The following is a 24,973-nucleotide window of genomic DNA, read 5'->3' as shown; positions in this document are numbered from 1 at the left end:
GACATGCTCGATTCCAAACTGTTACGTAGCAACCTTCAGGACGTAGCGGACCGCCTGGCTTCCCGTGGCTTTGCCCTGGATGTCGCGCGCATCGAAGCGCTGGAAGAACAGCGCAAGACCGTCCAGACCCGCACCGAAGCACTGCAGGCTGAGCGGAATGCGCGTTCCAAATCCATCGGTCAGGCCAAGCAGCGCGGTGAAGACATCGCGCCGCTGATGGCGGACGTCGAGCGCATGGGCACCGAGCTGTCCGACGGCAAGGCCGAGCTGGACAAGATCCAGTCCGAGCTGGATCAGATCCTGCTGGGCATCCCCAACCTGCCGGACGCCTCCGTACCGGTCGGCGAAGACGAAGACGGCAACGTCGAAGTGCGCCGCTGGGGCACGCCGAAAGCCTTTGATTTCCCGATCAAAGACCACGTCGCCCTGGGCGAATTGAGCGGTGGCCTGGATTTCGAGACCGCCGCCAAGCTGTCCGGCGCACGCTTTGCCTTGCTGCGCGGCCCGATCGCGCGCCTGCATCGCGCCCTGGCGCAGTTCATGATCAACCTGCACACCGGTGAGCACGGCTACGAAGAAGCCTACACGCCTTACCTGGTTCAGGCGCCAGCGCTGCAGGGCACCGGCCAGCTGCCGAAGTTCGAGGAAGAGCTGTTCAAGATCAGCCGCGACGGCGAGGCCGATTTCTATCTGATTCCGACCGCTGAAGTGTCGCTGACCAATATAGTCGCCGGCGAGATTCTCGACGCCAAGCAACTGCCGATCAAGTTCGTCGCCCACACGCCGTGCTTCCGTAGCGAAGCCGGCGCATCGGGGCGCGACACCCGCGGCATGATCCGCCAGCACCAGTTCGACAAAGTCGAGATGGTGCAGGTGGTCGAGCCGTCCACGTCGATGGAAGCCCTGGAAGGCCTGACCGCCAACGCCGAGCGCGTCCTGCAACTGCTGGAGCTGCCGTATCGCGTACTGGCGCTGTGCACCGGCGACATGGGCTTCAGCGCGGTAAAAACCTACGATCTCGAAGTGTGGGTGCCCAGCCAGGACAAGTACCGCGAGATTTCCTCGTGCTCCAACTGCGGTGATTTCCAGGCCCGTCGCATGCAGGCGCGTTTCCGTAACCCAGAGACCGGCAAGCCGGAACTGGTGCACACCCTCAACGGTTCGGGCCTGGCCGTAGGCCGTACGCTGGTGGCAGTGCTTGAAAACTACCAGCAAGCCGACGGTTCGATCCGTGTACCAGAGGTGCTCAAGCCGTACATGGCGGGCGTTGAGGTCATCCGCTAAATGGAATTTCTGCCGCTGTTCCATAACCTGCGCGGCAGCCGCGTGCTGGTGGTCGGGGGCGGGGAGATTGCCTTGCGCAAATCCCGGTTGCTGGCGGACGCCGGTGCCGTGCTGCGAGTGGTTGCGCCTCAGATCGAAGACCAGTTGCGTGAGTTGGTACGGGGCAGCGGTGGGGAGCTGATTTTGCGCGGTTATCAGGAGGCGGACCTGGACGGCTGCACCCTGATCATCGCCGCGACGGACGATGAGCCGCTGAATGCGCAAGTGTCCAGCGATGCCAAGCGTCGGTGCGTGCCGGTCAACGTGGTGGATGCGCCGGCCTTATGCAGCGTGATTTTCCCTGCCATTGTCGACCGTTCGCCGCTGGTGATCGCGGTGTCCAGCGGCGGCGACGCGCCGGTGCTGGCGCGCTTGATCCGGGCCAAGCTGGAAACCTGGATTCCGTCTACCTATGGCCAGTTGGCCGGGTTGGCCGCACGGTTCAGGGCCCAGGTCAAAAGCCTGTATCCGGATGTGCAGCAACGTCGCGCATTCTGGGAAGAGGTATTTCAAGGCCCGATTGCTGACCGTCAACTGGCCGGGCAAGGCGATGAGGCCGAGCGCCTGTTGGTGGCGAAGGTCAACGGAGCGCCGCCTCACGCGCCGGGTGAGGTTTACCTGGTGGGTGCCGGTCCGGGTGACCCCGATTTGCTCACATTCCGCGCGCTGCGCCTGATGCAGCAGGCCGACGTGGTGCTGTATGACCGCCTGGTCGCTCCGGCGATCCTGGAGTTATGCCGCCGCGATGCGGAGCGTGTGTATGTCGGCAAGCGTCGCGCTGAACATGCGGTGCCCCAGGACCAGATCAACCAGCAACTGGTGAACCTGGCCAAGCAAGGTAAGCGCGTGCTGCGCCTTAAAGGTGGCGATCCGTTCATCTTTGGTCGTGGGGGCGAAGAAATCGAGGAACTGGCCGCCCATGGCATTCCGTTCCAGGTCGTGCCGGGTATTACCGCAGCCAGCGGGTGTGCGGCGTATGCCGGTATCCCGTTGACCCATCGTGACTATGCGCAGTCCGTGCGTTTTATCACAGGGCATTTGAAAGACGGCACCTCTGACCTGCCCTGGCAAGACCTGGTCGGGCCTTCGCAGACCCTGGTGTTCTATATGGGCTTGATTGGCTTGCCGATCATCTGCGAACAGCTGATTCAGCATGGTCGCGCCCCGGATACCCCGGCCGCGCTGATCCAGCAGGGCACCACGTCCAACCAGCGCGTGTTCACCGGCACCCTGGCGGATTTGCCGCGCATGGTGGCCGAGCATGAAGTGCATGCCCCAACCCTGGTGATTGTCGGTGAAGTGGTGTTATTGCGTGAGAAATTGAAGTGGTTCGAAGGCGCCCAGTCTCAAGTCTGAAACTAAAGCGCTACCACCCTTTGGAAGGGGGCTTGCCCCCGATGCGGTCTGGCAGTCAGCCAGGCTGTTGGATCAGCTCCACACCCCTTTTCCGCTCAACCGCTGCCGATCGTGCACGGTATCGAACGTCTGCAATGGTCCTTTCGGCACAATCCCCGTTGGGTTGATGGTGCGGTGGCTGGCGTAGTAGTGCCCTTTGATGTGTTCGAAATCCACCGTCTCGGCCACGCCAGGCCACTGATACATTTCCCTCAGCCAATTGGACAGGTTCGCGTAATCGGCAATGCGCCGCAGATTGCATTTGAAGTGGCTGTAATACACCGCATCAAAACGAATCAGCGTAGTGAACAGCCGCACATCGGCTTCGGTCAGGTATTCCCCGGCCAGGTAGCGATGCTCGCCCAGGTGCTGTTCCAAGTGATCCAGCTCGGCAAATACATCGTCGAAAGCACTTTCATAGGCTTGCTGCGAGGTGGCGAAGCCCGCGCGATACACGCCGTTGTTGACCGCTGGGTAGATCCGCGCGTTCAGTGCGTCGATGGTCGGGCGCAACGGCTCGGGGTAGAAGTCCAGGGCGTTGCCAGTCAGCCCGTTGAACGCGCTGTTGAACATGCGGATGATCTCCGCCGATTCGTTGCTGACGATGCGCTGGCGTTGCTTGTCCCACAGCACCGGTACGGTAACGCGTCCAGTGTAGTCGGCCGTGTCGGCGGTGTAGCGTCGGTGCATGTAGGCAAAGTCGTCGAGTCGATCACCAGTTGAGCCTGTGGCCTTATCGAAGGTCCAGCCGTTTTCCAGCATCAGCCAGCTGACCACCGACACGTCGATCAGGCTTTCCAGGCCCTTGAGCTTGCGCAGGATCAACGTGCGATGTGCCCATGGGCAGGCCAGGGAAACGTAGAGGTGATAGCGCCCGGCTTCGGCCTTGAAACCGCCCTCGCCACTGGGGCCAGGCTGGCCGTCGGCGGTGACCCAGTTGCGGCGTTGCGCCTGTTCGCGCTGGAAAGCGCCATCCGCGCTACTTTCGTACCACTGGTCTTTCCAGTGTCCTTCGATCAGCAAACCCATGACTGGCTCCTCGACTAATAAGCGTTGGAGCCCAGTCTAAAGATCAGGGTTCGATTTAAAAGCGCAAAGACTGCGGGTCACTTATCGATTAAATCGATCTATCCCGCGTTTGCCAGTAATCCTCCGCCATCGCAAACGCCTGATCGCGGGGGTGCCCAAGGCCGCGCAGCGCCAGTGCCATGGTGGCGATCAGCGCCAGTTGCGGATAGCTGTCCTCGACATCGCCGCGCCATACGGCTTTGAGGTGTTCAGGCTCCAGGGTTGCCGGTTTGACGTGGCGTTGGACGGACAGCGCGGGCCATTCTTCGTCCCAGCTCTGGCCGCCGGTGGTGCCGTAGAGATGGCTGAGGGTATCGGGGTTGATTTCGATCTCGCCGCCATCGCCCTTGACTACGATCACCGTGTCGCCGAGCAGGCCGCTGGCATCGCGGTGCACGCCTTGGTAACCGGGGTGGAAAATGCTTTGCAAGCCGCACCGAGCGTTCAGCGGGTTGAGCAGGCGCGCCAGAGAGTGGATCGGCGAGCGCAGGCCCAGGGTGTTGCGCAGGTCGATCATGCGCTGCAGCTGCGGCGCCCAATCGCCCAACGGAATAAACGCCAGGTTGCCTTGGGCAAACGCGGCCTCCACCTGCTGCCAGTCGCGGCACAGCGGAATCTGCAAGCCGTGCAGTAATTGCTCGGTGTAGAGCCGCCCGGCGGTGTGGGCGCCGCCGCCGTGCATCAGGATACGCACGCCATTTTGTGCCAGGCACTTGGCGGCCAGCAGGAACCACGGCAGGTGGCGCTTTTTACCGGCATAGCTGGGCCAGTCGATATCGACGTTCAGCGCCGGGGCGTTGAGACGCTCGCGTACCGCCTCGGTAAAGCCGGCGAGCTCTTCCGGGCTTTCCTCCTTATGCCGCAGCAGCATCAGAAATGCACCGAGTTGGGTGTCCTCGACTTTTTCGTCGAGCAACATGCCCATCGCCTCGCGGGCTTCTTCACGGGTGAGGTTGCGCGCACCGCGCTTGCCTTTGCCCAGGATGCGTACGAACTGCGCAAAGGGGTGCTCGGCAGGGGTTTGCAGGGTCAGCGGGGCAAAGTCGGTCATAAGCAATTCGTCGGCCTGGGCAGGCCCGCCAGCTTGGCGGCGAGTTTGGCGGGAGTGCCGTTGAACAGTTTGTTGAGGTGCAGGCTGTTGCCCTTTTCGGGGCCCAGCTTCAAGGCGGTGTATTTGATCAGCGGGCGCGTGGCCGGGGACAGTTGGAATTGGGCGTAGAACTCGCGCAGCAGGTTGAGGATCTGCCAGTGGTCCGGCGTCAGTTCCAAGGCCTCGGCGGCGGCCAGGGCGTTGGCGACTTCGACGGACCAGTCATTCAGGTCGACCAGGTAGCCGTCCTTGTCCAGTTCCAGGCTGCGCGAACCGACGGTGAGCGTATTCATAGCCAGGTATTGACCTTGTCGTAATCGATCGACAACTGCACGAACCCCGAATAATCCACGCTGCTGGCCCAGTCCGGCACTGGCAGGTTGCGCGCCTGGCTGTCTTCGGCCAGCACAAAGACTTTCACACCTTGACTGTGCAGCGCCGGGTTGTGCAGGGCGTAGGCGCCGTCACCGCACAGCAGGATTGCGTCCTTGGCGCCGCATACCCGTAGGCAACTGGCCAGGCGACCATCGGTAAAGGGCGAGTGGGAAACCACATGGAGAGTCGACATCAGAGGGTTATCACCTGGTCGTAACGGTCAATCAATTGGGAAATCGCAGCGCTGTCCATAGGCTGCGCGCTGGCGGGTGGGGTGAGCCCGCGTTCCGTGAGGCTGTGGCTACAGGCAAACACGTCGTCGATGCCAAACAGCCCGAGGGCCTGCAGGTTGGCACTGAGGTCTTTTTGCTGAACGGCTTTGGCGTCCTGGCCTGGCGCCAGTTGAAACACGCCGTCGTCCATAAACAGCAGGCCGATCGGCAAATCGAAGGCTCCGCCGGCCAGTACGATGTCCAGCGCTTCCCGCGCGCTGGGCCCAGACCAGGGCGCCTGGCGGCTGATCACCAATAGGGATTTGGACATGTCACGGCCCTCCAAAGCAGATCAGGCGGTCGGCGGCCTGGGCAGCGTCGTGCAGTTGGCCAAGGCCCGAGAGTGCCCAGGGGGCCTCCAGGTTCACCGCGCTGCGTTGATAGCGCGTGGCCTCTTCGGCATTGAGCACGCCTCGGCGCAGGGCAGCGGCGATGCACACCACGCCATCGAGCTGATGCTGGCTGACAAACTCACGCCACTGGCGCGCGATGTCCTGCTCATCCTGGGGGGCGACGATGCTATTGGCCGCGCTGTAAACGCCGTCCTGATAGAAAAACAGCCGCACAATCTCATGCCCGCCGGCGAGCGCAGCCTGGGCAAACAGCAGGGCACGGCGCGAAGAAGGCGCATGGGCGGCGGAAAACAAGGCAATCGCAAACTTCATGGAACACTCGGCAAGCAAACGTGGGGCAATGATAAAGCCGACTGCGCGAAAAAGCCCGCCGTGATCAAAACGGTCAGTGTCGCTGACCGTTCTGACGATTGCCGATAGGCGTCAGCCTGCCTAGGCTGTGGGAACTCGCAACCCAACAGGAGTCCCTATGTCCGGTCCCTTGGCGTCCCTTAAAGTGCTGGATTTTTCCACCTTGCTGCCCGGTCCGTTTGCTTCATTGATGTTGGCGGACATGGGCGCCGAAGTGCTACGCATCGAGTCGCCCACGCGTCCGGACCTGTTGCGCGTGCTGCCGCCCCATGACCGGGGCACTTCGGCGAGCCACGCTTACCTCAATCGCAATAAGCGCAGCCTGGCGCTGGACCTCAAACAGGCCGAGGCGCTGGAGATCGTGCGCACGCTGGTGGCGGATTACGACATTGTGCTCGAACAGTTCCGCCCCGGCGTGATGGAGCGCTTGGGTCTGGGGTATGAGGCATTGAAGGCGATCAACCCGCGATTGATCTACATGTCGATCACCGGCTACGGCCAGACCGGCCCCTACAAGGACCGCGCCGGCCACGATATCAATTACCTGGCACTGGCCGGCGTGGCCAGTTACACCGGGCGTCAGGACAGCGGGCCGTTGCCTCTGGGCGTGCAAGTTGCGGATGTGGGGGGCGGCTCTCTGCACGCAGTGGTCGGTTTGCTGGCGGCGGTGATCGCGCGGCAGCAGAGTGGGGTGGGGCAATACCTGGATGTGAGCATGACGGACTGCTCGTTCAGCCTCAATGCCATGGCTGGCGCGGGGTATCTGGCGTGCGGTGTGGAGCCGGAATGGGAAAGCCAGGTGCTCAATGGCGGCAGTTTCTACGATTACTACCGCACGCGGGACGGGCGCTGGATGTCGGTGGGTAGCCTGGAGCCTGCTTTCATGCAGGCTCTGTGCGCAGCCTTGGGCCGGCCCGAGTTGGCGGCGCACAGCCTCAAGCCCGAGCAGCAACGGGTTCTTAAACAGGCGTTGCAGGTGGAATTCGAGAAGCGCCGTTTCGATGAGCTATGTGAATTGTTTGCCGGGTTGGATGCGTGCGTGGAGCCTGTGCTGACGCTCAGTGAAGCCGTGGCTCATCCGCAGCTAAAGGCGCGGGCGTTGGTCAGCCAAGTACCCAGAGGCGATGGCTCAAGCCAGGCGCAGATTGCCTGCCCGCTGAAGTTTTCAGAAGGGTTGCCGGCGCCTCGACACATCGGCGTAGCCGTGGGCGCACACAGCGATGAAGTGTTGGCGGAGCTGGGTTTCAGTGTTCAGCGGATAGCCGAATTGCGGCGCAGCAAGGTGGTCGGTTGAATGACCCGCCGCTATCGGTGCATGGGTATGCACCTATCTTCATCGAAAACATCGACTATCAAAGGTGGGAGGGGGCTTGCCCCCGATGACGGTGGGCCAGTGGCAGATAGGCTGACAGACCCACTGCTATCGAGGGGAAGCCCCCTCCCATCTTTTGAGCCGGTTCTTTCAGTTAATACTGGTGATACCTAGGGCTAGTAGGGCAAGCCCCTTGCCACATTTAAATCGGTTGCTCGGCTCTAAATGGGCGCTTGCCTCGATAGCGCCCGATGACCACCGACCCCATCACTCCACGCGAGTCTCTCCGGTAAACACCAGTGTCTGCCGACACCGCCGGCATAAATACCTGCGCCCCTGACGCACCAGGCCGTGACGCTGTGAGGAAAATGGAAAATCGCTGTCGGCACACGGGCAACGGTAGATGTAGCGCGTTACCTGGCGCCGCTTCACCGCGTAGGTATGGCAGCGGTCCGGCGGCAGTTCGTACACGCCGCGCATGATCAATTGCCATTCTTCGCCATGGGGCTGGATGCGCTCGCCGAATAGTTGGTGGGCGATCAGGTGGGCCACTTCATGGGCCACGGTCTGCTTGAGGAAGTGTTGGCTGTTTTCCTGGTAAAGCTGGGGGTTGAAACGCAGCAGATTCTCGTGCAAGTGCGCGACGCCGGCCTTTTGACCGCGCAGCTTGAGGCTGACTTGGGGACGCTTGAAGCTTCGTTTGAAAAAGGACTCGGCTAGCTGGAAACACTCTTCGACGCGGGTATTGAGTTGCTCGGGCATGCTGTATCTATCTCCAGAGACGCCCAGTATGCCGTAAAACCAGGTGTTTCCGAATCTGTCAGGCGCCGAATGGTCATGCCAGACGCACAAGGCCACCTTGCGGTGGCCCTGCCTGCGCGGTGGTGTGCGTCAGTTGGTGTAGATCGGCCCAACGCCCAGGCCCCAGACAATCACGGTAAACGCCATGATCGCCACCAGCACCACCAGCCCCACGGCCAGTATGGAGCTGGAAAACAGGAAGCCTTCATCCGGATCGATGCTCATAAAGGTCGGCACGCCGACATACAACAGGTACACCGTGTAGCAGATCGCCGCCGTCCCCACGACCATGCCCAGCCACATATGCGGGTACAAGGCCGCCAGCCCGCCGATAAACAACGGCGTCGCGGTATAAGTGGCGAAGGCCACACAGCGCGCCATGCTGGGGTTGGCGTCATAGGTGCGCGCCATCCAGTGGATAAAGGCGCCCATCACCGCCACGCCGGCGAGCATGGCCGCGTAGGACATGATGGTCATCCACAATGCGCTTTCCTGGGTCAGCATAACGGGTGCGCGATTGCCGATGACCCAGCCGACCTGGGTGGTGCCGATAAAAGCCGATAGGGCGGGGATGGCCGCCAGGATCAGCGTGTGAGTGAGGTACATGTGGCCGATGCTTTCTTCTTTATCGCCACGGATTTCCCGCCATTCCTGATCGGGATGGGTAAACAGCCCCACGACGTGATGGATCATGCCAGTCACTCCTGTCGTTATTACTATCGCCCCCCAACGGAGCGCCCACGGGCCAGTTGGCCTGAAAGGTCTGGATAGCTTGTGCGCGACCTTATGTCGCAGTATAGGAATGGATGACCGGAAAAACTGTAAGGCCTTTAGAGCATATTGCACTGTAAACATTGGGCTTAATCGCCGCAGGCTCTGTAGAAGGAGCAATATAAGCGCGCATTGGACTCGCTGGCGCATACCGGTAAAATGCTGCGCTTTTCGTCACACACCTCAAGCGGATCCAAGCGCCATGGGCACTCTTACGGTCAACCAGAACAAACTGCAAAAACGCCTGCGTCGCCTGGCCGGTGAAGCGGTCGCCGATTTCAACATGATCGAGGACGGTGACAAGGTGATGGTCTGCCTCTCCGGCGGCAAAGACAGCTACACCATGCTTGACGTGCTGCTGCACCTGCAAAAGGTCGCGCCGATCAAGTTCGAGATCGTTGCCGTCAACATGGACCAGAAACAACCGGGCTTCCCCGAGCATGTGTTGCCGGCCTACCTGAAAGAGTTGGGCATCGAGTATCACATCGTCGAAAAAGACACCTACTCGGTGGTCAAGGAACTGATCCCGGAAGGCAAAACCACCTGCTCGCTGTGCTCGCGCCTGCGCCGTGGCACGCTCTACACCTTCGCCGATGAGATCGGCGCGACCAAAATGGCCTTGGGGCATCACCGCGACGATATCGTCGAGACGTTTTTCCTCAATATGTTCTTCAATGGTTCGCTCAAGGCCATGCCGCCCAAGCTGCGCGCCGATGACGGGCGCAACGTGGTGATTCGTCCGTTGGCCTACTGCAATGAGAAAGACATCCAGGCCTATTCCGACTTCAAGCAATTCCCGATCATCCCGTGCAACCTCTGCGGCTCCCAGGAAAACCTGCAACGCCAGGTGGTCAAGGAGATGCTGCAGGACTGGGAGCGCAAGACCCCGGGACGTACCGAAAGCATTTTCCGCAGCCTGCAGAATGTGATCCCGTCGCAGTTGGCCGACCGTAACCTGTTCGACTTCACCAGCCTGAAGATCGACGAGACCGCCGCGTCGCGCTTCGTTAATGTGGTGAACCTCTGAGCCGTTTCAAGGCTCTGACACACGGCGCTTGCGGGCGCCGTTTTCAATTCCACTGCCAGGAGAGGGCATGCGCGATTACAAGTGGCTGCACGAATATTGTCTGAACCGCTTCGGCTCGGCGGCCAAACTGGAAGCCCATCTGCCGGCTCCCAAGACCCCGGCGCAATTACGCAAGATCAGTGATGATCGCTACCTGTCGACCCTGGCGCTGCGGGTGTTCCGGGCCGGGCTCAAGCACAGCGTGGTAGATGCCAAGTGGCCGGCCTTCGAGCAGGTGTTCTTTGGCTTCGATCCGGAAAAAGTCGTGTTGATGGGCGCCGAGCACCTGGAGCGCCTGATGCAGGACACCCGCATCATTCGTCACCTGGGCAAGCTCAAGAGCGTGCCACGTAATGCGCAGATGATCCTGGATATCACTCAGGAAAAAGGCAGCTTCGGCGCGTTCATCGCCGATTGGCCGGTGACCGACATCGTTGGGCTGTGGAAATACTTGAGCAAGCACGGCCACCAGTTGGGTGGGCTATCGGCCCCGCGCTTTCTGCGCATGGTCGGCAAGGACACCTTTGTGCCCAGCGACGACGTAGTCGCGGCGTTGAATGCGCAGAAAATCGTCGACAAGGCCCCCACCAGCCTGCGCGATCTGGCGACGGTGCAGGGCGCGTTCAACCAGTGGCATGCCGAGAGTGGTCGGCCGATGTGCCAGTTGTCGATGATGCTGGCGTACACCGTCAACCACTGACACGCGCGGTAAGCGCAACTTTCGTGGCGAGTCACCTCGCCACGGTGGATTACGCGGCCAGGCGTCGGTTCAACTGATGGCGCCAGCGCACGTACAGCAGCGCGGTACAGAACACCGCCAGGCTTGCCAGCATTTCCAGCACGCCGAACCACTGCCGGTTCGGGTCGTACGCCGCCAGCGCGCCCTTGATGAAATACAGGTTCACCGCAAAGCACATCCACGAATGCCCGCGCGCGCTGCCGAGCAGCATGCCCGGTGCCAGTATCAGCAACGGCACCAACTCGATCAGCAGGATCACCCAAGGGCGTGCGCCGTGCAGGTCGGCAACGAACAGGTAATACCCGCATAACAACCCCACCAGCGCAAAAAACGCCAGCAGGCTCAATGCGCGTGCCACCTTGACCCGCGGCTCCAACCACGCTTGCGGGGGCAGTACTTTAGGCTTTTTGGCCACGGCCGTTCTCCAGCAACGTGGCGGTGTTGGCCAGGCGCAGGCCGAGGGCCTTGCACAGCGCCATTTCATGTGGGTCGAGCAGGCGTTTGCCGTCCGGCCCGGCATGGTGGCTGGCGCCGTACGGCGTGCCGCCGCCCTGGGTGTCGAGCAGGGCCTGTTCGCTGTAGGGCAGGCCGGTGATCAGCATGCCGTGATGCAGCAGCGGCAGCAGCATCGACATCAGTGTGGTTTCCTGGCCGCCATGCAGGCTGGCGGTGGAGGTGAACACCCCGGCCGGTTTGCCGACCAGGGCGCCGGTGAGCCACAGGTTGCTGGTGCCGTCGAGGAAGTACTTGAGCGGCGCGGCCATGTTGCCGAAACGCGTCGGGCTGCCGAGGGCCAGGCCCGAGCAGTTTTTCAAGTCATCGAGGCTGGCATACAACGCGCCTTCGTCCGGAATACTCGGCGCCACCGCTTCGCACTCAGTGGACACCGCCGGCACCGTGCGCAGGCGCGCTTCCATGCCGCCCAGTTCGATGCCCCGGGCAATATGCCGGGCCATTTCACTGACCGAGCCGTTACGGCTGTAATACAGCACCAGCACATAAGGCGCAGTCACGGCAGGATCTCCAATACGTTTTCCGGAGGACGGCCGATGACGGCCTTGTCGGCGGTTTCCAGGATCGGGCGCTCCATCAGCTTGGGATGAGCGGCAATGGCGTTGATCAACTGGCTTTCACTGAGGCTGGGGTCAGAAAGGTTGAGGCTTTTGTATTCGTCTTCGCCGGTGCGCAGCAGTTGGCGCGCAGACAGGCCGAGTTTGCCCAGCAGGGCCTGGATTTGCGCGGCGTTGAGTGGGGTTTCCAGGTAGCGCACCACGGTCGGGGCGAGGCCGCGGGCTTCCAACAGTTCGAGGGCACCGCGGGATTTCGAGCAGCGCGGGTTGTGATAAAGCGTCAGATCGGTCATGTGCGGGTCGCATCTTGCAGGAGGTGGCGGGTATTCTACCTGCGCGGCGCCCGGTCCTTAAACCGTAAGAGGCATCCGGTCGCAGCCAACGTCTATTTTCACGAAGGATTACCCCATGACACGTCGACTGATCGGTGCATTGGCGATCATCACAACCCTGCTGCTCAGCGGCTGCGGGAATGACTATGGCATTGACCAATACGGCCAGAAAGTCGCGGCCGAGCGTTTGGACAAACAGTGGGTGGTGATCAACTACTGGGCGGAATGGTGTGGCCCGTGCCGCACGGAAATCCCTGAACTCAACGCGTTGGCCGAGCAGCTCAAAGGCCAGAATATCGGGGTGTTCGGGGTCAACTTCGACAATGTGCAGGGCGAAGAACTCAAGGCCGCCAGCGAGAAACTTGGGATCAAGTTCACAGTGCTGGCGCAGAACCCGGATGGCATCTTCGAGATCCCGCGCAGCGAAGCGCTGCCGGTGACTTACATCATCGATGACAAGGGTAAGGTGCGCGAGCAGTTGATGGGCGAGCAGACGGCCGAGGGGGTGCTGGCCAAGCTCAAGGCGTTGCGCGGTTAAAGCGACATCTCAAAGCAACGGTGGGAGGGCTTTCCACCCACCTTTAAATGTCCATCGGGTCAGAACCCGGATCAGCCTTCTTCGAGCCACAGGCGGATCGGCTTCCCTTCGGCCGGCCAGAAACGGGTCTGCTCGATGGGCGAGATGTCCCAGCGCTGCACGCCTTGCAGGGCCTGGAAGAAGCGGTGCTCCTGCTCCATCAAGGCTTCGGCGCAGAGCTTGCGGGTGCTGCCGATCTTGCCGAAGCTGAGTTTGTCGCCATCCAGGGTGTAGGGCGCGAACCAGTGGTTGCAGCCACCATTGCCGTAGGCACGCCCGTCATTGCCGAGGGTGACGGTCAGGTGCGCGTAATCCATCAAGGGCCGCTCACCGATCCATTCCACCACGTAGCTGTGGTCCTGCTGGAGTTTGACCGCATCTCCCGCGCAGCCGGCCAAGCCGGCGCCGAGTGCGGCGAGCAACACCAGGCCTTTCATTGGGTGGCCTTCTGGCAGCTCGGGCAGCGGTGCTTGTCGCCTTCACTGGCCCAGCCCAACTCGGCAATGCGGGCATTGGCGGCCGGTTGCAGCGGCTCTTTGGTCAGCTTGGTTTCCACGGCGAACTCAAACTCCAGCACGGCGTCGCAGCTGTCGCAGTTGACCTTCCAGGTGTGAATTTCCAGCTCGCCGAATTTCGGCCCTTGGGCCATGGCGACCCATTGGCCGGCCGGGCGGATGGAGTAACGCGCATCGCCTTCGACGGTAAGGCGCATCGACAAAGTTTTACTGCCACGCAGGGTGACGATCAGGACGTCGCCATGCTTGATCGAACCACCGTTGCCGGTGACTTGGTAACGGCCCGGCACCAGGGCGCGGCATTCGATCAGGGTGTGTTGCGGGCTCAGCAAGCTGAAGCGGAAATCGTGTTCGGCCATGGATCCTCCAAATAGGCGCGGCATCCTATCACGGGTGCCGGCCTATCATGAGCGCGGTATGTGACCGCTGATCAACCTGCCACCTGGTTTTGCACACGACCGTCGGCCCACGCGGCGATATTGTCCAGCGTAGTGGTGGCGATTGCCGCCAGGGCCTCGTGGGTCAGGAACGCCTGGTGGGCGGTGATGATCACATTGGGAAAGGTCAGCAGGCGCGCGAGTACGTCGTCCTGCAGGGGCAGGTCAGAGCGGTCTTCGAAAAACAGCTGGGCTTCTTCTTCATACACGTCCAGCCCCAGGTAGCCGAGTTGGCCGTCCTTGAGAGCTTCGATCAATGCGGGTGTGTCCACCAGGCCGCCACGGCCGGTGTTGATCAGCATCGCACCAGGCTGCATCTGCGCCAGGGACGCGGCGTTGATCAAGTGCTTGCTGTCGGCGGTGAGCGGGCAGTGCAGGCTGATGATCCGGGCTTGGGCGAGCAACTCGGGCAGGCTCACGTAACGTGCGCCGAGCGCCTGCACATCGGGATTGGGGAACGGATCATAGGCCAACAACGTGCAGCCGAATCCGGCCATGATCTTGGCGAAGGTTGCGCCGATCTGCCCGGTGCCGACCACGCCGACGGTCTTGCCCACCAAGTCGAATCCGGTCAAGCCGTGCAGGCTGAAATCGCCATCGCGGGTGCGGTTATAGGCACGATGCAAACGCCGATTGAGCGCCAGGATCAGCGCCACGGCGTGCTCGGCCACGGCGTGGGGCGAGTAGGCGGGCACGCGCACGATGGTCAGGCCCAGGCGTTTGGCGCTGGCCAGGTCGACATGGTTATAACCGGCCGAACGCAGCGCAATCAGGCGCGTACCGCCCTTGGCCAGGCATTCCAGCACCGGTGCGCTGAGGTCGTCGTTGATGAACGGGCAGACCACTTCGTGGTGCTCGGCCAGCGCCACGGTATCGAGATTCAGCCGCGCCGGCTGGAACTGCAGTTCCAGGCCCGCAGGCAGCGGGGCGCCGAGGAAGCTGTCGCGGTCGTAGGTTTGGCTGCTGAACAGAATCACGCGCATGGCAAAGCTCCCTGCAAGTTCAAATCAATGGAAAGGGACGCATCAGGCACTGACTCGCGCTTCACTGGCCAGGCGGGCAATGGCCATGTCCAGTTCGTCCAGCGCGTGCAGGGCCTTGGCATCGTCCTGCTTGAGCAGGGTTTCGGCGCGCTGGCAGGCGGCGCGCAGTTGCGGAACGCCACAGTAGCGCGTAGCGCCGTGCAGGCGGTGGACGCGTTCGATCAGCGCATTGTTGTCATTGGCTTCGCGGGCGATGCTGATGGCGGTCCGGTCGGCTTCCAGGGAGGCCAGCAACATGGCGAGCATGTCGGCGGCCAGGTCGGTTTTACCGGCGGCCAGACGCAGGCCTTCCTCGTGGTCCAGCACCGGCAGTTGCACGCCAGGAGCCAGGCCGTCAGTGGCGCGTTCCGGTGCCTGATTGCGCAGGGCCAGGCCCGTCCATTTGAGTACTACTTGGGCCAGTTGCCGTTCGCTGATGGGTTTGGTGAGGTAATCGTCCATGCCGCTTTGCAGCAAGGCGCGTTTTTCGTTGGCCATGGCATGGGCCGTGAGCGCCACCACTGGCAGCGGCGAGCCATGACGCTCGCTCTCCCACTGACGAATCGCTTCGGTGCTCTGGCGACCGTCCATGCCCGGCATTTGCACGTCCATCAGCACCAAATCGTAAGTCTCCTGCTTGACCGCGTCGACGGCGGCGTAACCGCTTTCCACTGCGTGCACTTTGGCGCCCATGTCCTCCAGCAACGTTTGCACCAGCAACAGGTTCGCCGGGTTGTCATCCACGCACAGCACCCGTGGCGCGCGGCTGGCCAGGGGTTCGCCCGGCTCGCTGCGCGACGGGCGCGGGTTGATCAGGTCAGACAACGCCCGGCGCAGTTTGCGGGTGCATGCCGGTTTGGCCTGCAATTGGCTATTGGGGTTGGGCACCGACTGGTTGAACAGCATCTGTTCGGTGGTCGGGCATAGCACCAGCACTTTGCAGCCCAGGTGTTCGAGGTCCCACAAGTGCTGGTTGAGGCGCTCGGGGGGTATGTCGTTGGCGGTCACGCCGAGCACGGCCAGGTCGATAGCCTGCTCGGTCTGATGAGCGCTGGTGATGCCGTTGGTCAGGCTTTCCAAGGTGTTGAACGGGGTGACCTCCAGGCCGCAATCTTCCAATTGGTGTTGCAGGGCTTGGCGCGCCAGTTCGTGGTTTTCCAGCACCGCCACGCGGTGGCCCAGCAGAGGCGCGCAGGGCAGGTCTTCAACGTCATCGCGGGTTTTGGGCAGGTTCAGGCTGATCCAGAATTCCGAGCCTTCGCCCGGCGTGCTGTCGACGCCGATTTCGCCGCCCATCTGTTCGATCAAGCGTTTGGAAATCACCAGCCCCAGGCCGGTGCCGCCGGGTTGACGCGACAACGAGTTGTCGGCCTGGCTGAATGCTTGGAACAGCGCACGCACGTCCTGGCTGGAGAGGCCGATACCGGTGTCCTGCACGCTGATGCGCAGTTGCACGGTATCTTCCTGCTCGTCCTCGATCATCGCCCGAGCCACGATGGTGCCCTCGCGGGTGAACTTGATCGCGTTGCTGATCAGGTTGGTAAGGATCTGCTTGAGCCGCAACGGGTCGCCCACCAGCGCCAGCGGCGTATCGCGGTAGACCAGGCTGACCAGTTCCAACTGCTTGGCATGGGCGGCGGGGGCGAGGATGGTCAGGGTGTCCTGGAGCAGATCGCGCAGGTTGAATGGAATGCTGTCGAGCACCAGTTTGCCGGCTTCTATTTTCGAGAAATCGAGAATCTCATTGATGATGCCCAGCAGGTTGTCGGCGGATTTTTCGATGGTACCCAGGTAGTCGAGCTGGCGCGGCGTCAGTTCGCTTTTTTGCAGCAGGTGGGTAAAGCCGAGGATGCCGTTGAGGGGCGTGCGAATTTCATGGCTCATATTGGCCAGAAACTCCGACTTGATGCGGCTCGCCTCCAGGGCTTCCTTACGCGCCAAGTCCAGCTCGATATTCTGGATCTCGATGGTTTCCAGGTTCTGACGCACGTCTTCGGTGGCCTGGTCGATGCTGTGCTGCAATTCTTCTTGGGCATTCTGCAAGGTTTCGGCCATGCGGTTGATGCCCGAGGCGAGTTGATCCAGCTCCTGGCTACCCAGCGCGGGCAGGCGGGTTTCCAGATTGCCGTCCTTGAGCTGGGCCACGGCTTGCTTGATCAATCCGATCGGCGAGGTGATCGTGCGGCTGATACGCAGCGCCAGTGCGGCAGTGAAGATCAGCCCGATGGCGATCAGCAGCAGGCTGGCGAACAGGCTGCGATAACCGCGCAACAGCATGCCGTTGTGGGACAGTTCCACCTCGACCCAGCCCAGCAGGCGGTCGCTTTCGTCGGGGATCAGTTCGCCCGCCAGGTTGCGATGGCGGCCGAACACCGGCAGCAGGTAACGGGTGGCGTCGTTGCCCGTGCGCTGCAACAGATGTGAACTGTTGCCGACCGGCGCCTGATTGAGCATGGTCGGACCGGCGTGGGCGAGGGTGCTGCGGTCCGGCGCGAGGAACGATACAGTGCGTACGTCCTGCTGCTCCAGGGATTGAGTGGCGATGCGCTCCAGCAAATCGACGTTTTTATTGCCCAGGGCCGGCGCCACCAGCGGTGCCAATTGCTCGGCGATCATTTCGCCGCGCTGCAGCAACTGGGTTTGCAGCTCCGACAGCTGCATCCAGGTGAAATAACCGCCCAACAACAACGCCATCAGGCTGGTCGGCAATAAGGTCAGCAACAGTACGCGGCCTTTTATCCCCATTCTTCTAAGCACGCCACTCTCCTGCTACCACATTGGAATCAATCTTTCGCGCCGGCATCCGGCCTGCGCCACCTGCGCAGTGTAGCCATTTGCGCGGCGAGGAATCTCGCAAAATCATCACAGGAGTCAATCTTCGGGCCATTGGCCGGCGAGTGGCGATTGCCTGTGGCGGGGTAATCTTGAATAATCGGCGATTGAGAATTACTTGCAGACGCTAATGAATCCCGCAGCCAGTATCCTGACCATCGAAGATGACCCCGTGCTCGGCGCCTACGTCCATGAGGAGCTGGCGCGCAGTGGCTTCCAGGTTACATGGTGCCAGAACGGCCAGCAGGGCCTGGACATGGCGCGTGAGCGTGCTTTCGACGTGGTGTTGATGGATATTCTGCTGCCGGGGCTGGACGGCCTGTCGATCCTGACGTATTTGCGCAAAAGCCATTCGACCCCGGTGATTCTGATGTCGGCATTGGGCGCCGAAGCCGACCGCATCAGCGGTTTTCGCCTGGGCGCGGACGACTACTTACCCAAGCCTTTCAGCATGCTTGAGCTGCGCGTGCGCATTGAAGCGATCCTGCGCCGCGTGGCCCTGGATCGTCGGCCGCTGCCTGCTCTGCCAGTGCGGCGCGAGAGCGCGCCGAGCTTGCGCTTTGACGATGAGTTAGGTGATGTTTTTTACCTGCAACACGCCGCCGGCCTGACCCGTAGCGAATTCCGCCTGCTGGAAACCCTGCATCGCAACGTTGAAGAGGTCTTGAGCAAAGCCTTTCTTTATCAGCATGTGCTGCAACGCGGTTATGCCCCCCATGACCGTAGCCTGGACATGCATATCAGCCAGATCCGCCGCAAGCTCAAAGCCATCGGCTACAGCGAGCGCGAAGTGCGCACCGTCTGGGGCAAGGGTTATGTGTTGAGCGGTCACGATGACAGCCTTTGAACGACCGTTTAGACGCCTGCCGGGCAGGTACTCATTGTTCTGGAAACTGGCCTGCCTGTTGATCGCGTTCTGTTTGCTGATGATCTGGCTGAGCTGGTCCTGGGGTCGCTATATGGAGCAGCAGAATGCCTATCTGTCCGACGAGGCGAAAACCACTCTGAGCGGGTACGCGGCGCAAGCGGAGCAGGCGTGGAACCTTGGCGGCCCTTCAGGCGTCGATGCCTGGCTGCAGGCCATGGGCAAGCGTGAAACCACTTGGATCGGCGTGATTGGCAACGACTTGCAATCGTTGAGCAGCTACCCCTTGAGTAGTGCGCAAAACCAGCGCCTGACCTTTTTACGCGGCTTGGACTGGCCGGTGAGTCGGCATGTCAAGGGGCTGCCCTGGCTGAAGATCGCGTTTCCCGGCGACCCGGAGGCCGGGTCGTTGGTGATCGAACTGCCACAGCGCTTTATGCCCGGTCGCTATCAAGTGTTCTGGCGGGTGGTGACCAACGGCGTGATCCCCGGTCTGTTCACCTTGTTGCTGTGCATAGGCCTGTACCGCTTGCTGATCATGCCCCTCAATCAATTGCGCGAGCAGGCCAACGCCTGGCGAGCCGACCAGTTGAATACGCGTCTGTCCCAGGATGCGACCAGTCGCCAGGATGAGTTGGGCGAACTGGGCCGTGCTTTTGATCATATGTCCGAACGCTTGCAGGGGACGGTGGTGTTGCAGCAGCAGTTGCTGCGCGATATGTCCCATGAACTGCGTACGCCCCTCAGTCGCTTGCGGGTGGCCTGTGACAGCGAGCAGGACCTCGCGCAACTGCGTCAACGCCTGGGCCGGGAAATCGATGCCATGCAGCGACTGGTGGAAGACAGCCTGCAATTGGCCTGGTTGGACGCCGAACGGACGCCGTTGACCAAAGAAACCATTCAGCTTCAAGCGTTGTGGGACATATTGCGTGAGAACGCATGCTTTGAAAGCGCTTGGCCAGCATCGCGCCTACCGTGTTTGCTGGGCCCCGAGTGCTGGGTGCGGGGCAACCTGAATGGCTTGGCCCAGGCCCTGGAAAATATCCTGCGTAATGCCATACGCCACTCTCCAGCCGACGGGGTGGTGTGCCTGGACGGGCGGCGCGAGGGTGAGTACTGGCACCTATGGCTGGAAGATCAGGGTGGCGGGATCGATGAGCGGGACCTTGAACGCATTTTTGCGCCGTTCACGCGCTTGGACGGCTCTCGCCCAGGCGATGGCGGCTTCGGCCTGGGGCTGAGCATCGCGCGCAATGCGCTGCAACGTCAGGACGGCAGCCTATGGGCGGAAAACACCGGTGCGGGCCTGCGGGTACATCTGCGCCTGCTGGCGCTTTAGGTTTTACCCGCGCCGCTGTTTGCGTTTCTTCCATTGGTGGGCCACCCACCACCGCCAGTAACCCATGGTCAGGCAATAGGCCAATGCGCCCAGTACCAGGCCCAATACCACCGAACCCAGCAAAAACGGTTGCCACAAGGTGCTCAACTGGCCGCTGATCCATTCCCAGGTGAGGTCGTCGGGGAGGCTGCGCGCAGGGACGTTCATCAGCCAGGCGCCGGTCAGGTACGTGCAAATGAACACCACCGGCATAGTGATCGGGTTGGTCAGCCATACCAGGCTTATGGCGATCGGCATGTTGCCGCGTACCGTGATCGCGAGGATCGCCGCGAGCAGCATCTGCAACGGAATCGGAATGAACGCCGCAAATAGGCCCACCGCCATGGCTCGGGCCACCGAGTGCCGATTCAGGTGCCAGAGGTTCGGGTCATGCAACAACGTACCGAGAAACTGTAATGACTTGTGTTCCCTGATACTGGTGGGGTCGGGCATGTACCGTTTGAATAAGCGCCGAGGCATAAGGGGTCCAGGTCGATTCGAGGGGCAAGTATGCCCGCATTCTATAAACAGGAAATTCAGACTTTGTGACAAAACATCATAGGCCGCGCCGAATGCACGACTAAGACTGAATGGATCTCTCAAAAGGATGATCCATGAAGACAGGGATGTTCGCGCTTGCATCAGGGTTGCTTGCTCTGGTTTTTCTACCTGCACTGCCCGCCACGGGCTGGCTGATCGCCATGCTGGTGCTGGCGTTGATGGCGTTGCCATTTCGCACGTACCCGCTGGCGTTTTTTCTGATGGGGTTGAGTTGGGCGTGTTTCAGCGCGCAGTGGGCCTTGAATGATCGGCTGTCGCTGAAGCTGGATGGGCAGACGCGTTGGGTCGAGGGCTGGGTGGCCGGGTTACCGCAACAGACCGACGATGGCGTGCGCTTCGACCTGATCGACGGGCGGTCGCGTAAAGCCCGATTACCCCAGCACATCCGCGTGTCCTGGCGCGGAGGTCCGCCCGTGCGCAGCGGTGAACGCTGGCGCCTGGCAATCAGCCTCAAACGACCGTCCGGATTACTGAATTTTCACGGCTTTGACCGCGAAGCCTGGCTGTTGGCCCGGCGCATCGGTGCAACCGGTTCGGTAAAGGACGGTGAGCGCCTGGCCCCGGCGCGCAATGCGTGGCGCGATGGCCTGCGTCAACGGCTGCTGGCCGTGGATGCCCAAGGCCGCGAGGCGGGCCTGGCCGCTTTGGTGCTGGGGGATGGCTCCGGTCTGTCCGCTACGGATTGGCAGATTCTGCAGGACACCGGCACCGTGCATCTGCTGGTGATTTCCGGGCAGCACATCGGCCTGTTGGCGGGGTTGATATACGGGCTGGTTGCCGGGTTGGCTCGTTACGGAGTTTGGCCGCGAGGTTGGCCATGGCTACCCTGGGCGTGCGGCCTGGCCTTTGCCGCTACACTCAGTTACGGCTTGCTGGCCGGGTTCGGTGTGCCGGTGCAGCGCGCGTGCGTGATGGTGGGGTTGGTGCTGCTCTGGCGTTTGCGCTTTCGCCATCTGGGCGTGTGGTGGCCGTTGCTGCTGGCCTTCAATGGGGTGCTGATCCTGGAACCCCTGGCCAGTCTGCAGGCGGGTTTCTGGCTGTCATTTGCGGCAGTGGCGGTGCTGATCCTGGCGTTCAGCGGCCGCTTAGGACCGTGGAGCCCTTGGCAGGTGTGGACCCGTCCGCAATGCGTGATCGCCATCGGGCTGTTTCCGGTGTTGTTGGGGCTGGGGTTGCCCATCAGTATGAGTGCGCCGCTGGCCAATCTGGTGGCGGTGCCGTGGATCAGCCTGGTGGTGCTGCCACTGGCGCTGCTGGGCACCGCGCTGTTGGCGGTGCCCTTCGTGGGGGAGGGTTTGTTGTGGCTGGCGGGTGGCGCGTTGCAGGGGTTATTCGTCGGCTTGGGCTGGCTCGCCGGGTACGCGCCCGCTTGGGTACCGGCGCAGGTGCCCTTGGCGGCCTGGCTGATCAGCCTGCTCGGCGCGGTGTTGCTGTTATTGCCCAAAGGCGTGCCGCTGCGCCTGCTGGGTTGGCCGATGTTGTTGCTGGCCGTGTTCCCTCCTCGAGAACCGGTGCCCTATGGGCAGGTCGAGGTGCTGCAGTTGGACGTCGGTCAAGGGCAATCGCTGATTCTGCGCACACGCAATCACACGCTGGTTTACGATGCTGGCCCACGCTCGGGAGCGCTCGACCTCGGCGCGCGCGTGGTGCTGCCGTCGTTGAAAAAACTCGGCGTGGGCAGCTTGGACCTGCTATTGCTCAGCCATGCCGATGCCGATCACGCGGGGGGCGCGGCCGCAGTGGCCCGAGGCATGCCGATCAGGCGCGTGGTAGGCGGCGAAACCGAGGGCTTGCCGGCGTTTTTGGGCACCCAGCCTTGTGTCAGTGGCGAGCAGTGGCAATGGGACGGGGTCATGTTTGAAATGTGGCAGTGGCCTGATGCTATTGGCGGCAACGCGAAATCCTGCGTCTTGCAGGTGCAAGCCAACGGTGAGCGTCTGCTGCTGACCGGCGATATCGATCGCGACGCTGAACGGGCGCTGCTCAACTCGTCGCTGGCGGTGCCCACCGACTGGCTGCAAGCGCCGCATCATGGCAGTCGAAGTTCGTCCTCCAGGCCTTTCCTGCAACGGCTGGCGCCCCGGTCTGTGCTTATTTCACGCGGGCGCGGCAACGCCTTCGGTCATCCCCATCCGCAGGTCATGGAGCGCTATCGGGCACTCGGCAGTCGGGTCTATGACAGCGCCGAACAAGGCGCCGTACGCGTGCAATTAGGGGCCTTTGCCGAACCGGTCGTTGCCCGTGGTCAACGGCGTTTCTGGCGCGAACGGTTACCCTGACGGTGTAAGCGCGAAGGTCGTCGGCGGTGCCACGCTCGACGAACCCCGCTGCGGAACCTATATGGTAAAGTGGCGCACTTTTTCGAGGGGACATTCACTGTGTGGGAATTGGTCAAATCCGGCGGCTGGATGATGTTGCCGATCATCTTGAGTTCCATCGCCGCGCTCGGCATTGTTGCCGAACGCCTGTGGACCTTGCGTGCCAGTCGTGTCACCCCTGAGCATCTGCTGGGGCAGGTCTGGTCCTGGATCAAGAACAAACAACTGGACAAGGAAAAGCTCAAGGCCCTGCGCGCCGATTCGCCGCTGGGTGAGATTCTCGCCGCGGGCCTGGCCAACTCCAAGCACGGTCGCGAGATCATGAAGGAGTGCATCGAAGAGGCCGCCGCGCGGGTGATCCACGAACTGGAGCGCTACATCAACGCCCTCGGCACCATCGCTGCCATGGCGCCGCTGCTCGGTTTGCTGGGTACGGTGCTGGGCATGATCGATATTTTCAGTTCGTTCATGGGCACCGGCATGAGCGCTAACGCTGCCGTGCTGGCCGGCGGTATTTCCAAAGCGCTGATTACCACGGCGGCGGGCTTGATGGTGGGGATTCCATCGGTGTTCTTCCACCGGTTCCTGCAACGGCGCGTCGATGAGCTGGTGGTCGGCATGGAGCAGGAAGCCATCAAGCTGGTCGAGGTGGTGCAGGGGGATCGTGACGTGGATCTGGTTGGGGACAAAGCGTGAAATTTCGCCGCAAGCAACGGGAAAATGTCGATATCAACCTCGCGTCACTGATCGACGTGGTCTTTATCCTGCTGCTGTTTTTTGTCGTCACCACCACCTTCACCCGGCAGACCGAGCTGCGTGTCGACTTGCCGGAAGCGGTGAGCGGTTCGCCGGCCGAAGATCAGGAGGTCAAGCAACTGGATATCGCCATCAGCGCCGAGGGCGTGTTTTCGGTGAATAACCAGGTGCTGGAGAAAAACGATCTCAACAGTCTGATGGACGCTTTGCAGAAGGAGTCCGGTGGCGATACCAAGATGCCGCTATCCATCAGCGCCGATGGCAAGACCCAGCACCAGGCCGTCATCACCGCAATGGACGCCGCCGGCAAACTTGGCTTCAGCCATTTGCGCATGAGCACCGTCGAGGCGGCGAGCCAACCCTGATGGCCATGTCCGATCGATTGCTTAAAGGCTGGTACGAAGGTCATCCGGCGCTGCTGTTGTTGCGGCCGCTGGAGGCGATGTATCGCCGGGTGGTTGAGCGCAAGCGCGCGCGATTCCTGGCGGGAGAGGGCCAGATCTATCGAGCGCCGGTGCCGGTGGTGGTGGTCGGCAATATCACCGTGGGGGGCACCGGCAAGACGCCATTGATCCTGTGGCTGATCGAGCACTGCCGACGTAGCGGCCTGCGCGTGGGCGTGGTTAGCCGAGGCTATGGCGCCAAGCCGCCGCACTTGCCGTGGCGGGTCGAGGCCGGCCATAGCGCCGAGACGGCGGGTGACGAACCCTTGCTGATCGTGCAGCGCTGCGGTGTGCCCTTGATGATCGATCCGGACCGCAGTCGTGCGGTCGAGGCATTACTGGCCAGCGAACCGTTGGACCTGATCCTCTCCGACGATGGCTTGCAGCACTACCGTCTGGCCCGTGACCTGGAGCTGGTGCTGATCGATGCCGCCCGTGGCTTGGGCAACCGCCGTTGCCTGCCGGCCGGGCCTTTGCGCGAACCGGTGGAGCGACTGCAGAGTGTCGATGCGTTGCTGTACAACGGTGCCCCCCGTGACCGCGACGACGGGTTTGCCTTCAGTCTGCAACCCACCGCTCTGGTTAACCTACAGACCGGTGAGCGCCGGCCGGTGGATCATTTTGCCAAGGGCCAAGCGGTGCATGCGGTCGCCGGCATCGGTAACCCGCAACGTTTCTTCAATACCCTTGAAACGCTACACTGGCGCCCGATACCCCATGCTTTTGCCGACCATGCACCTTACAGCGCCGAGGTCTTGAATTTTACCCCGTCATTGCCGCTGGTCATGACCGAGAAAGACGCGGTGAAGTGCCGCGCCTTTGCCCAGCCCGACTGGTGGTACCTTGCGGTGGATGCGCTGCCGTCGCCGGCGTTCGTCGCCTGGTTCGATGCGCAACTCTTACGCCTGTTGCCCACCCGTCACTTGCCTTAAACGCTGCCTACCAGGACAT

Annotated in this window: 28 protein-coding genes; 12 read left to right on the top strand and 16 right to left on the bottom strand. The window is 61.9% G+C overall.

Annotated features, from left to right (window positions below):
* Positions 1 to 3 precede the first annotated feature (3 nt).
* Positions 4 to 1,284: a serine--tRNA ligase gene (serS, locus tag FIV35_RS22650; protein WP_034098658.1), complete on the top strand. Its 1,281-nt coding sequence runs from the start codon at positions 4 to 6 to the stop codon at positions 1,282 to 1,284.
* A complete protein-coding gene (gene cysG, locus FIV35_RS22645; protein ID WP_034098656.1) occupies positions 1,285 to 2,679 on the top strand; it encodes a siroheme synthase CysG in 1,395 nt (464 codons plus the stop codon). It abuts the gene before it with no gap.
* Positions 2,680 to 2,751: 72 nt separating this feature from the next.
* On the opposite strand, the gene FIV35_RS22640 is transcribed toward cysG, so the two are convergent.
* From FIV35_RS22640 to tusD, 6 genes are all read right to left on the bottom strand, one after another.
* A complete protein-coding gene (locus FIV35_RS22640) occupies positions 2,752 to 3,747 on the bottom strand; it encodes a glutathione S-transferase family protein (protein WP_034138571.1) in 996 nt (331 codons plus the stop codon).
* Positions 3,748 to 3,835: 88 nt separating this feature from the next.
* Positions 3,836 to 4,819, bottom strand: a complete 984-nt coding sequence (locus FIV35_RS22635) for a glycosyl transferase family protein (RefSeq protein ID WP_377732271.1) — start codon at positions 4,817 to 4,819, stop codon at positions 3,836 to 3,838.
* A 14-nt stretch (positions 4,820 to 4,833) separates the two neighbouring features.
* Positions 4,834 to 5,169: a TusE/DsrC/DsvC family sulfur relay protein gene (locus FIV35_RS22630; RefSeq protein ID WP_034114174.1), complete on the bottom strand. Its 336-nt coding sequence runs from the start codon at positions 5,167 to 5,169 to the stop codon at positions 4,834 to 4,836.
* Positions 5,166 to 5,444 (bottom strand): sulfurtransferase complex subunit TusB, encoded by a 279-nt coding sequence (gene tusB / locus FIV35_RS22625; protein ID WP_034114172.1) that lies wholly within the window; start codon positions 5,442 to 5,444, stop codon positions 5,166 to 5,168. Before tusB ends, FIV35_RS22630 begins: the two co-directional genes overlap by 4 nt.
* Positions 5,444 to 5,794, bottom strand: a complete 351-nt coding sequence (tusC, locus tag FIV35_RS22620) for a sulfurtransferase complex subunit TusC (RefSeq protein WP_034098646.1) — start codon at positions 5,792 to 5,794, stop codon at positions 5,444 to 5,446. The genes tusB and tusC overlap by 1 nt, the downstream gene beginning before the upstream one ends.
* Position 5,795: 1 nt before the next feature.
* The gene (gene tusD / locus FIV35_RS22615; RefSeq protein WP_034098644.1) at positions 5,796 to 6,188 is read right to left on the bottom strand and encodes a sulfurtransferase complex subunit TusD; all 393 of its coding nucleotides are present in this window, start codon (positions 6,186 to 6,188) and stop codon (positions 5,796 to 5,798) included.
* A 157-nt stretch (positions 6,189 to 6,345) separates the two neighbouring features.
* On the opposite strand from tusD, the gene FIV35_RS22610 reads away from it, so the two are divergent.
* Positions 6,346 to 7,521: a CaiB/BaiF CoA transferase family protein gene (locus tag FIV35_RS22610; protein WP_034138569.1), complete on the top strand. Its 1,176-nt coding sequence runs from the start codon at positions 6,346 to 6,348 to the stop codon at positions 7,519 to 7,521.
* 285 nt (positions 7,522 to 7,806) lie between these two features.
* Here FIV35_RS22610 and FIV35_RS22605 read toward each other — a convergent pair whose 3' ends face one another.
* Together FIV35_RS22605 and FIV35_RS22600 are read right to left on the bottom strand one after the other, a co-directional pair.
* The gene (locus FIV35_RS22605; protein ID WP_034098640.1) at positions 7,807 to 8,301 is read right to left on the bottom strand and encodes a SprT family zinc-dependent metalloprotease; all 495 of its coding nucleotides are present in this window, start codon (positions 8,299 to 8,301) and stop codon (positions 7,807 to 7,809) included.
* 129 nt (positions 8,302 to 8,430) lie between these two features.
* A complete protein-coding gene (locus FIV35_RS22600; RefSeq protein ID WP_034098638.1) occupies positions 8,431 to 9,033 on the bottom strand; it encodes a Yip1 family protein in 603 nt (200 codons plus the stop codon).
* A 280-nt stretch (positions 9,034 to 9,313) separates the two neighbouring features.
* Here FIV35_RS22600 and ttcA point away from each other — a divergent pair, with 280 nt between their 5' ends.
* Both ttcA and FIV35_RS22590 read left to right on the top strand, forming a co-directional pair.
* The gene (gene ttcA / locus FIV35_RS22595; protein ID WP_034098636.1) at positions 9,314 to 10,138 is read left to right on the top strand and encodes a tRNA 2-thiocytidine(32) synthetase TtcA; all 825 of its coding nucleotides are present in this window, start codon (positions 9,314 to 9,316) and stop codon (positions 10,136 to 10,138) included.
* A gap of 67 nt (positions 10,139 to 10,205) precedes the next feature.
* Positions 10,206 to 10,877 (top strand): DNA-3-methyladenine glycosylase I, encoded by a 672-nt coding sequence (locus tag FIV35_RS22590; protein ID WP_034098634.1) that lies wholly within the window; start codon positions 10,206 to 10,208, stop codon positions 10,875 to 10,877.
* A 49-nt stretch (positions 10,878 to 10,926) separates the two neighbouring features.
* Here FIV35_RS22590 and FIV35_RS22585 read toward each other — a convergent pair whose 3' ends face one another.
* From FIV35_RS22585 to arsC, 3 genes are read right to left on the bottom strand one after another with little or no spacing between them, the layout of a single operon-like run.
* Positions 10,927 to 11,331 (bottom strand): DUF2069 domain-containing protein, encoded by a 405-nt coding sequence (locus FIV35_RS22585; protein ID WP_034098632.1) that lies wholly within the window; start codon positions 11,329 to 11,331, stop codon positions 10,927 to 10,929.
* Complete coding sequence (wrbA, locus tag FIV35_RS22580) at positions 11,315 to 11,929, bottom strand: NAD(P)H:quinone oxidoreductase (protein ID WP_034098630.1); 615 nt, start codon at positions 11,927 to 11,929, stop codon at positions 11,315 to 11,317. The genes FIV35_RS22585 and wrbA overlap by 17 nt, the downstream gene beginning before the upstream one ends.
* Positions 11,926 to 12,279: an arsenate reductase (glutaredoxin) gene (gene arsC, locus FIV35_RS22575; protein WP_034138568.1), complete on the bottom strand. Its 354-nt coding sequence runs from the start codon at positions 12,277 to 12,279 to the stop codon at positions 11,926 to 11,928. The genes wrbA and arsC overlap by 4 nt, the downstream gene beginning before the upstream one ends.
* 115 nt (positions 12,280 to 12,394) lie before the next feature.
* On the opposite strand from arsC, the gene FIV35_RS22570 reads away from it, so the two are divergent.
* Positions 12,395 to 12,856, top strand: a complete 462-nt coding sequence (locus FIV35_RS22570) for a TlpA disulfide reductase family protein (RefSeq protein WP_034098627.1) — start codon at positions 12,395 to 12,397, stop codon at positions 12,854 to 12,856.
* A 71-nt stretch (positions 12,857 to 12,927) separates the two neighbouring features.
* On the opposite strand, the gene FIV35_RS22565 is transcribed toward FIV35_RS22570, so the two are convergent.
* The 4 genes from FIV35_RS22565 to FIV35_RS22550 form a co-directional block, all read right to left on the bottom strand.
* Positions 12,928 to 13,332, bottom strand: a complete 405-nt coding sequence (locus FIV35_RS22565; protein WP_034098625.1) for an META domain-containing protein — start codon at positions 13,330 to 13,332, stop codon at positions 12,928 to 12,930.
* On the bottom strand, positions 13,329 to 13,769 hold the full coding sequence (locus FIV35_RS22560; RefSeq protein ID WP_034098623.1) for a hypothetical protein: 441 nt from the start codon (positions 13,767 to 13,769) through the stop codon (positions 13,329 to 13,331). The genes FIV35_RS22565 and FIV35_RS22560 overlap by 4 nt, the downstream gene beginning before the upstream one ends.
* A 71-nt stretch (positions 13,770 to 13,840) precedes the next feature.
* The gene (locus FIV35_RS22555; protein WP_034098621.1) at positions 13,841 to 14,830 is read right to left on the bottom strand and encodes a 2-hydroxyacid dehydrogenase; all 990 of its coding nucleotides are present in this window, start codon (positions 14,828 to 14,830) and stop codon (positions 13,841 to 13,843) included.
* Between the two features lie 42 nt (positions 14,831 to 14,872).
* Positions 14,873 to 17,626 (bottom strand): response regulator, encoded by a 2,754-nt coding sequence (locus tag FIV35_RS22550; RefSeq protein WP_034098619.1) that lies wholly within the window; start codon positions 17,624 to 17,626, stop codon positions 14,873 to 14,875.
* Positions 17,627 to 17,831: 205 nt separating this feature from the next.
* On the opposite strand from FIV35_RS22550, the gene FIV35_RS22545 reads away from it, so the two are divergent.
* Together FIV35_RS22545 and FIV35_RS22540 are read left to right on the top strand one after the other, a co-directional pair.
* The gene (locus tag FIV35_RS22545) at positions 17,832 to 18,548 is read left to right on the top strand and encodes a response regulator transcription factor (RefSeq protein ID WP_034138567.1); all 717 of its coding nucleotides are present in this window, start codon (positions 17,832 to 17,834) and stop codon (positions 18,546 to 18,548) included.
* Positions 18,535 to 19,905: a sensor histidine kinase gene (locus tag FIV35_RS22540; protein WP_034138566.1), complete on the top strand. Its 1,371-nt coding sequence runs from the start codon at positions 18,535 to 18,537 to the stop codon at positions 19,903 to 19,905. Before FIV35_RS22545 ends, FIV35_RS22540 begins: the two co-directional genes overlap by 14 nt.
* Positions 19,906 to 19,908: 3 nt before the next feature.
* Here the strand turns inward: FIV35_RS22540 and FIV35_RS22535 are convergent, their stop codons facing one another.
* Positions 19,909 to 20,424 carry a DUF2062 domain-containing protein gene (locus FIV35_RS22535; protein ID WP_034098616.1) on the bottom strand — a complete coding sequence of 172 codons (516 nt, stop codon included), beginning with the start codon at positions 20,422 to 20,424 and terminating at the stop codon, positions 19,909 to 19,911.
* Between the two features lie 134 nt (positions 20,425 to 20,558).
* On the opposite strand from FIV35_RS22535, the gene FIV35_RS22530 reads away from it, so the two are divergent.
* The 4 genes from FIV35_RS22530 (at position 20,559) to lpxK (ending at position 24,954) form a co-directional block, all read left to right on the top strand.
* A complete protein-coding gene (locus FIV35_RS22530; RefSeq protein ID WP_080761454.1) occupies positions 20,559 to 22,784 on the top strand; it encodes a DNA internalization-related competence protein ComEC/Rec2 in 2,226 nt (741 codons plus the stop codon).
* Between the two features lie 99 nt (positions 22,785 to 22,883).
* Positions 22,884 to 23,519, top strand: a complete 636-nt coding sequence (locus FIV35_RS22525) for a MotA/TolQ/ExbB proton channel family protein (protein WP_034098613.1) — start codon at positions 22,884 to 22,886, stop codon at positions 23,517 to 23,519.
* Positions 23,516 to 23,944 carry an ExbD/TolR family protein gene (locus tag FIV35_RS22520; RefSeq protein WP_034098611.1) on the top strand — a complete coding sequence of 143 codons (429 nt, stop codon included), beginning with the start codon at positions 23,516 to 23,518 and terminating at the stop codon, positions 23,942 to 23,944. The genes FIV35_RS22525 and FIV35_RS22520 overlap by 4 nt, the downstream gene beginning before the upstream one ends.
* A complete protein-coding gene (gene lpxK, locus FIV35_RS22515; RefSeq protein ID WP_034138564.1) occupies positions 23,944 to 24,954 on the top strand; it encodes a tetraacyldisaccharide 4'-kinase in 1,011 nt (336 codons plus the stop codon). Before FIV35_RS22520 ends, lpxK begins: the two co-directional genes overlap by 1 nt.
* The last annotated feature ends 19 nt before the right edge of the window (positions 24,955 to 24,973 follow it).

The sequence above is a fragment of the Pseudomonas rhodesiae genome (genome assembly GCF_007858255.1).
In the GTDB taxonomy this organism is placed as follows: Bacteria; Pseudomonadota; Gammaproteobacteria; order Pseudomonadales; family Pseudomonadaceae; genus Aquipseudomonas; species Aquipseudomonas rhodesiae.
This window is presented reverse-complemented; position numbering and strand designations above follow the sequence as displayed.

Coding starts and splice junctions, on each gene's coding strand:
- serS (WP_034098658.1), top strand. CDS start 4: ATGCTCGATTCCAAACTGTTACGTAGCAACCTTCAGGACGTAGCGGAC.
- cysG (WP_034098656.1), top strand. CDS start 1,285: ATGGAATTTCTGCCGCTGTTCCATAACCTGCGCGGCAGCCGCGTGCTG.
- FIV35_RS22640 (WP_034138571.1), bottom strand. CDS start 3,747: ATGGGTTTGCTGATCGAAGGACACTGGAAAGACCAGTGGTACGAAAGT.
- FIV35_RS22630 (WP_034114174.1), bottom strand. CDS start 5,169: ATGAATACGCTCACCGTCGGTTCGCGCAGCCTGGAACTGGACAAGGAC.
- tusB (WP_034114172.1), bottom strand. CDS start 5,444: ATGTCGACTCTCCATGTGGTTTCCCACTCGCCCTTTACCGATGGTCGC.
- tusC (WP_034098646.1), bottom strand. CDS start 5,794: ATGTCCAAATCCCTATTGGTGATCAGCCGCCAGGCGCCCTGGTCTGGG.
- tusD (WP_034098644.1), bottom strand. CDS start 6,188: ATGAAGTTTGCGATTGCCTTGTTTTCCGCCGCCCATGCGCCTTCTTCG.
- FIV35_RS22610 (WP_034138569.1), top strand. CDS start 6,346: ATGTCCGGTCCCTTGGCGTCCCTTAAAGTGCTGGATTTTTCCACCTTG.
- FIV35_RS22605 (WP_034098640.1), bottom strand. CDS start 8,301: ATGCCCGAGCAACTCAATACCCGCGTCGAAGAGTGTTTCCAGCTAGCC.
- FIV35_RS22600 (WP_034098638.1), bottom strand. CDS start 9,033: ATGATCCATCACGTCGTGGGGCTGTTTACCCATCCCGATCAGGAATGG.
- ttcA (WP_034098636.1), top strand. CDS start 9,314: ATGGGCACTCTTACGGTCAACCAGAACAAACTGCAAAAACGCCTGCGT.
- FIV35_RS22590 (WP_034098634.1), top strand. CDS start 10,206: ATGCGCGATTACAAGTGGCTGCACGAATATTGTCTGAACCGCTTCGGC.
- arsC (WP_034138568.1), bottom strand. CDS start 12,279: ATGACCGATCTGACGCTTTATCACAACCCGCGCTGCTCGAAATCCCGC.
- FIV35_RS22570 (WP_034098627.1), top strand. CDS start 12,395: ATGACACGTCGACTGATCGGTGCATTGGCGATCATCACAACCCTGCTG.
- FIV35_RS22565 (WP_034098625.1), bottom strand. CDS start 13,332: ATGAAAGGCCTGGTGTTGCTCGCCGCACTCGGCGCCGGCTTGGCCGGC.
- FIV35_RS22560 (WP_034098623.1), bottom strand. CDS start 13,769: ATGGCCGAACACGATTTCCGCTTCAGCTTGCTGAGCCCGCAACACACC.
- FIV35_RS22555 (WP_034098621.1), bottom strand. CDS start 14,830: ATGCGCGTGATTCTGTTCAGCAGCCAAACCTACGACCGCGACAGCTTC.
- FIV35_RS22545 (WP_034138567.1), top strand. CDS start 17,832: ATGAATCCCGCAGCCAGTATCCTGACCATCGAAGATGACCCCGTGCTC.
- FIV35_RS22540 (WP_034138566.1), top strand. CDS start 18,535: ATGACAGCCTTTGAACGACCGTTTAGACGCCTGCCGGGCAGGTACTCA.
- FIV35_RS22535 (WP_034098616.1), bottom strand. CDS start 20,424: ATGCCTCGGCGCTTATTCAAACGGTACATGCCCGACCCCACCAGTATC.
- FIV35_RS22530 (WP_080761454.1), top strand. CDS start 20,559: ATGAAGACAGGGATGTTCGCGCTTGCATCAGGGTTGCTTGCTCTGGTT.
- lpxK (WP_034138564.1), top strand. CDS start 23,944: ATGGCCATGTCCGATCGATTGCTTAAAGGCTGGTACGAAGGTCATCCG.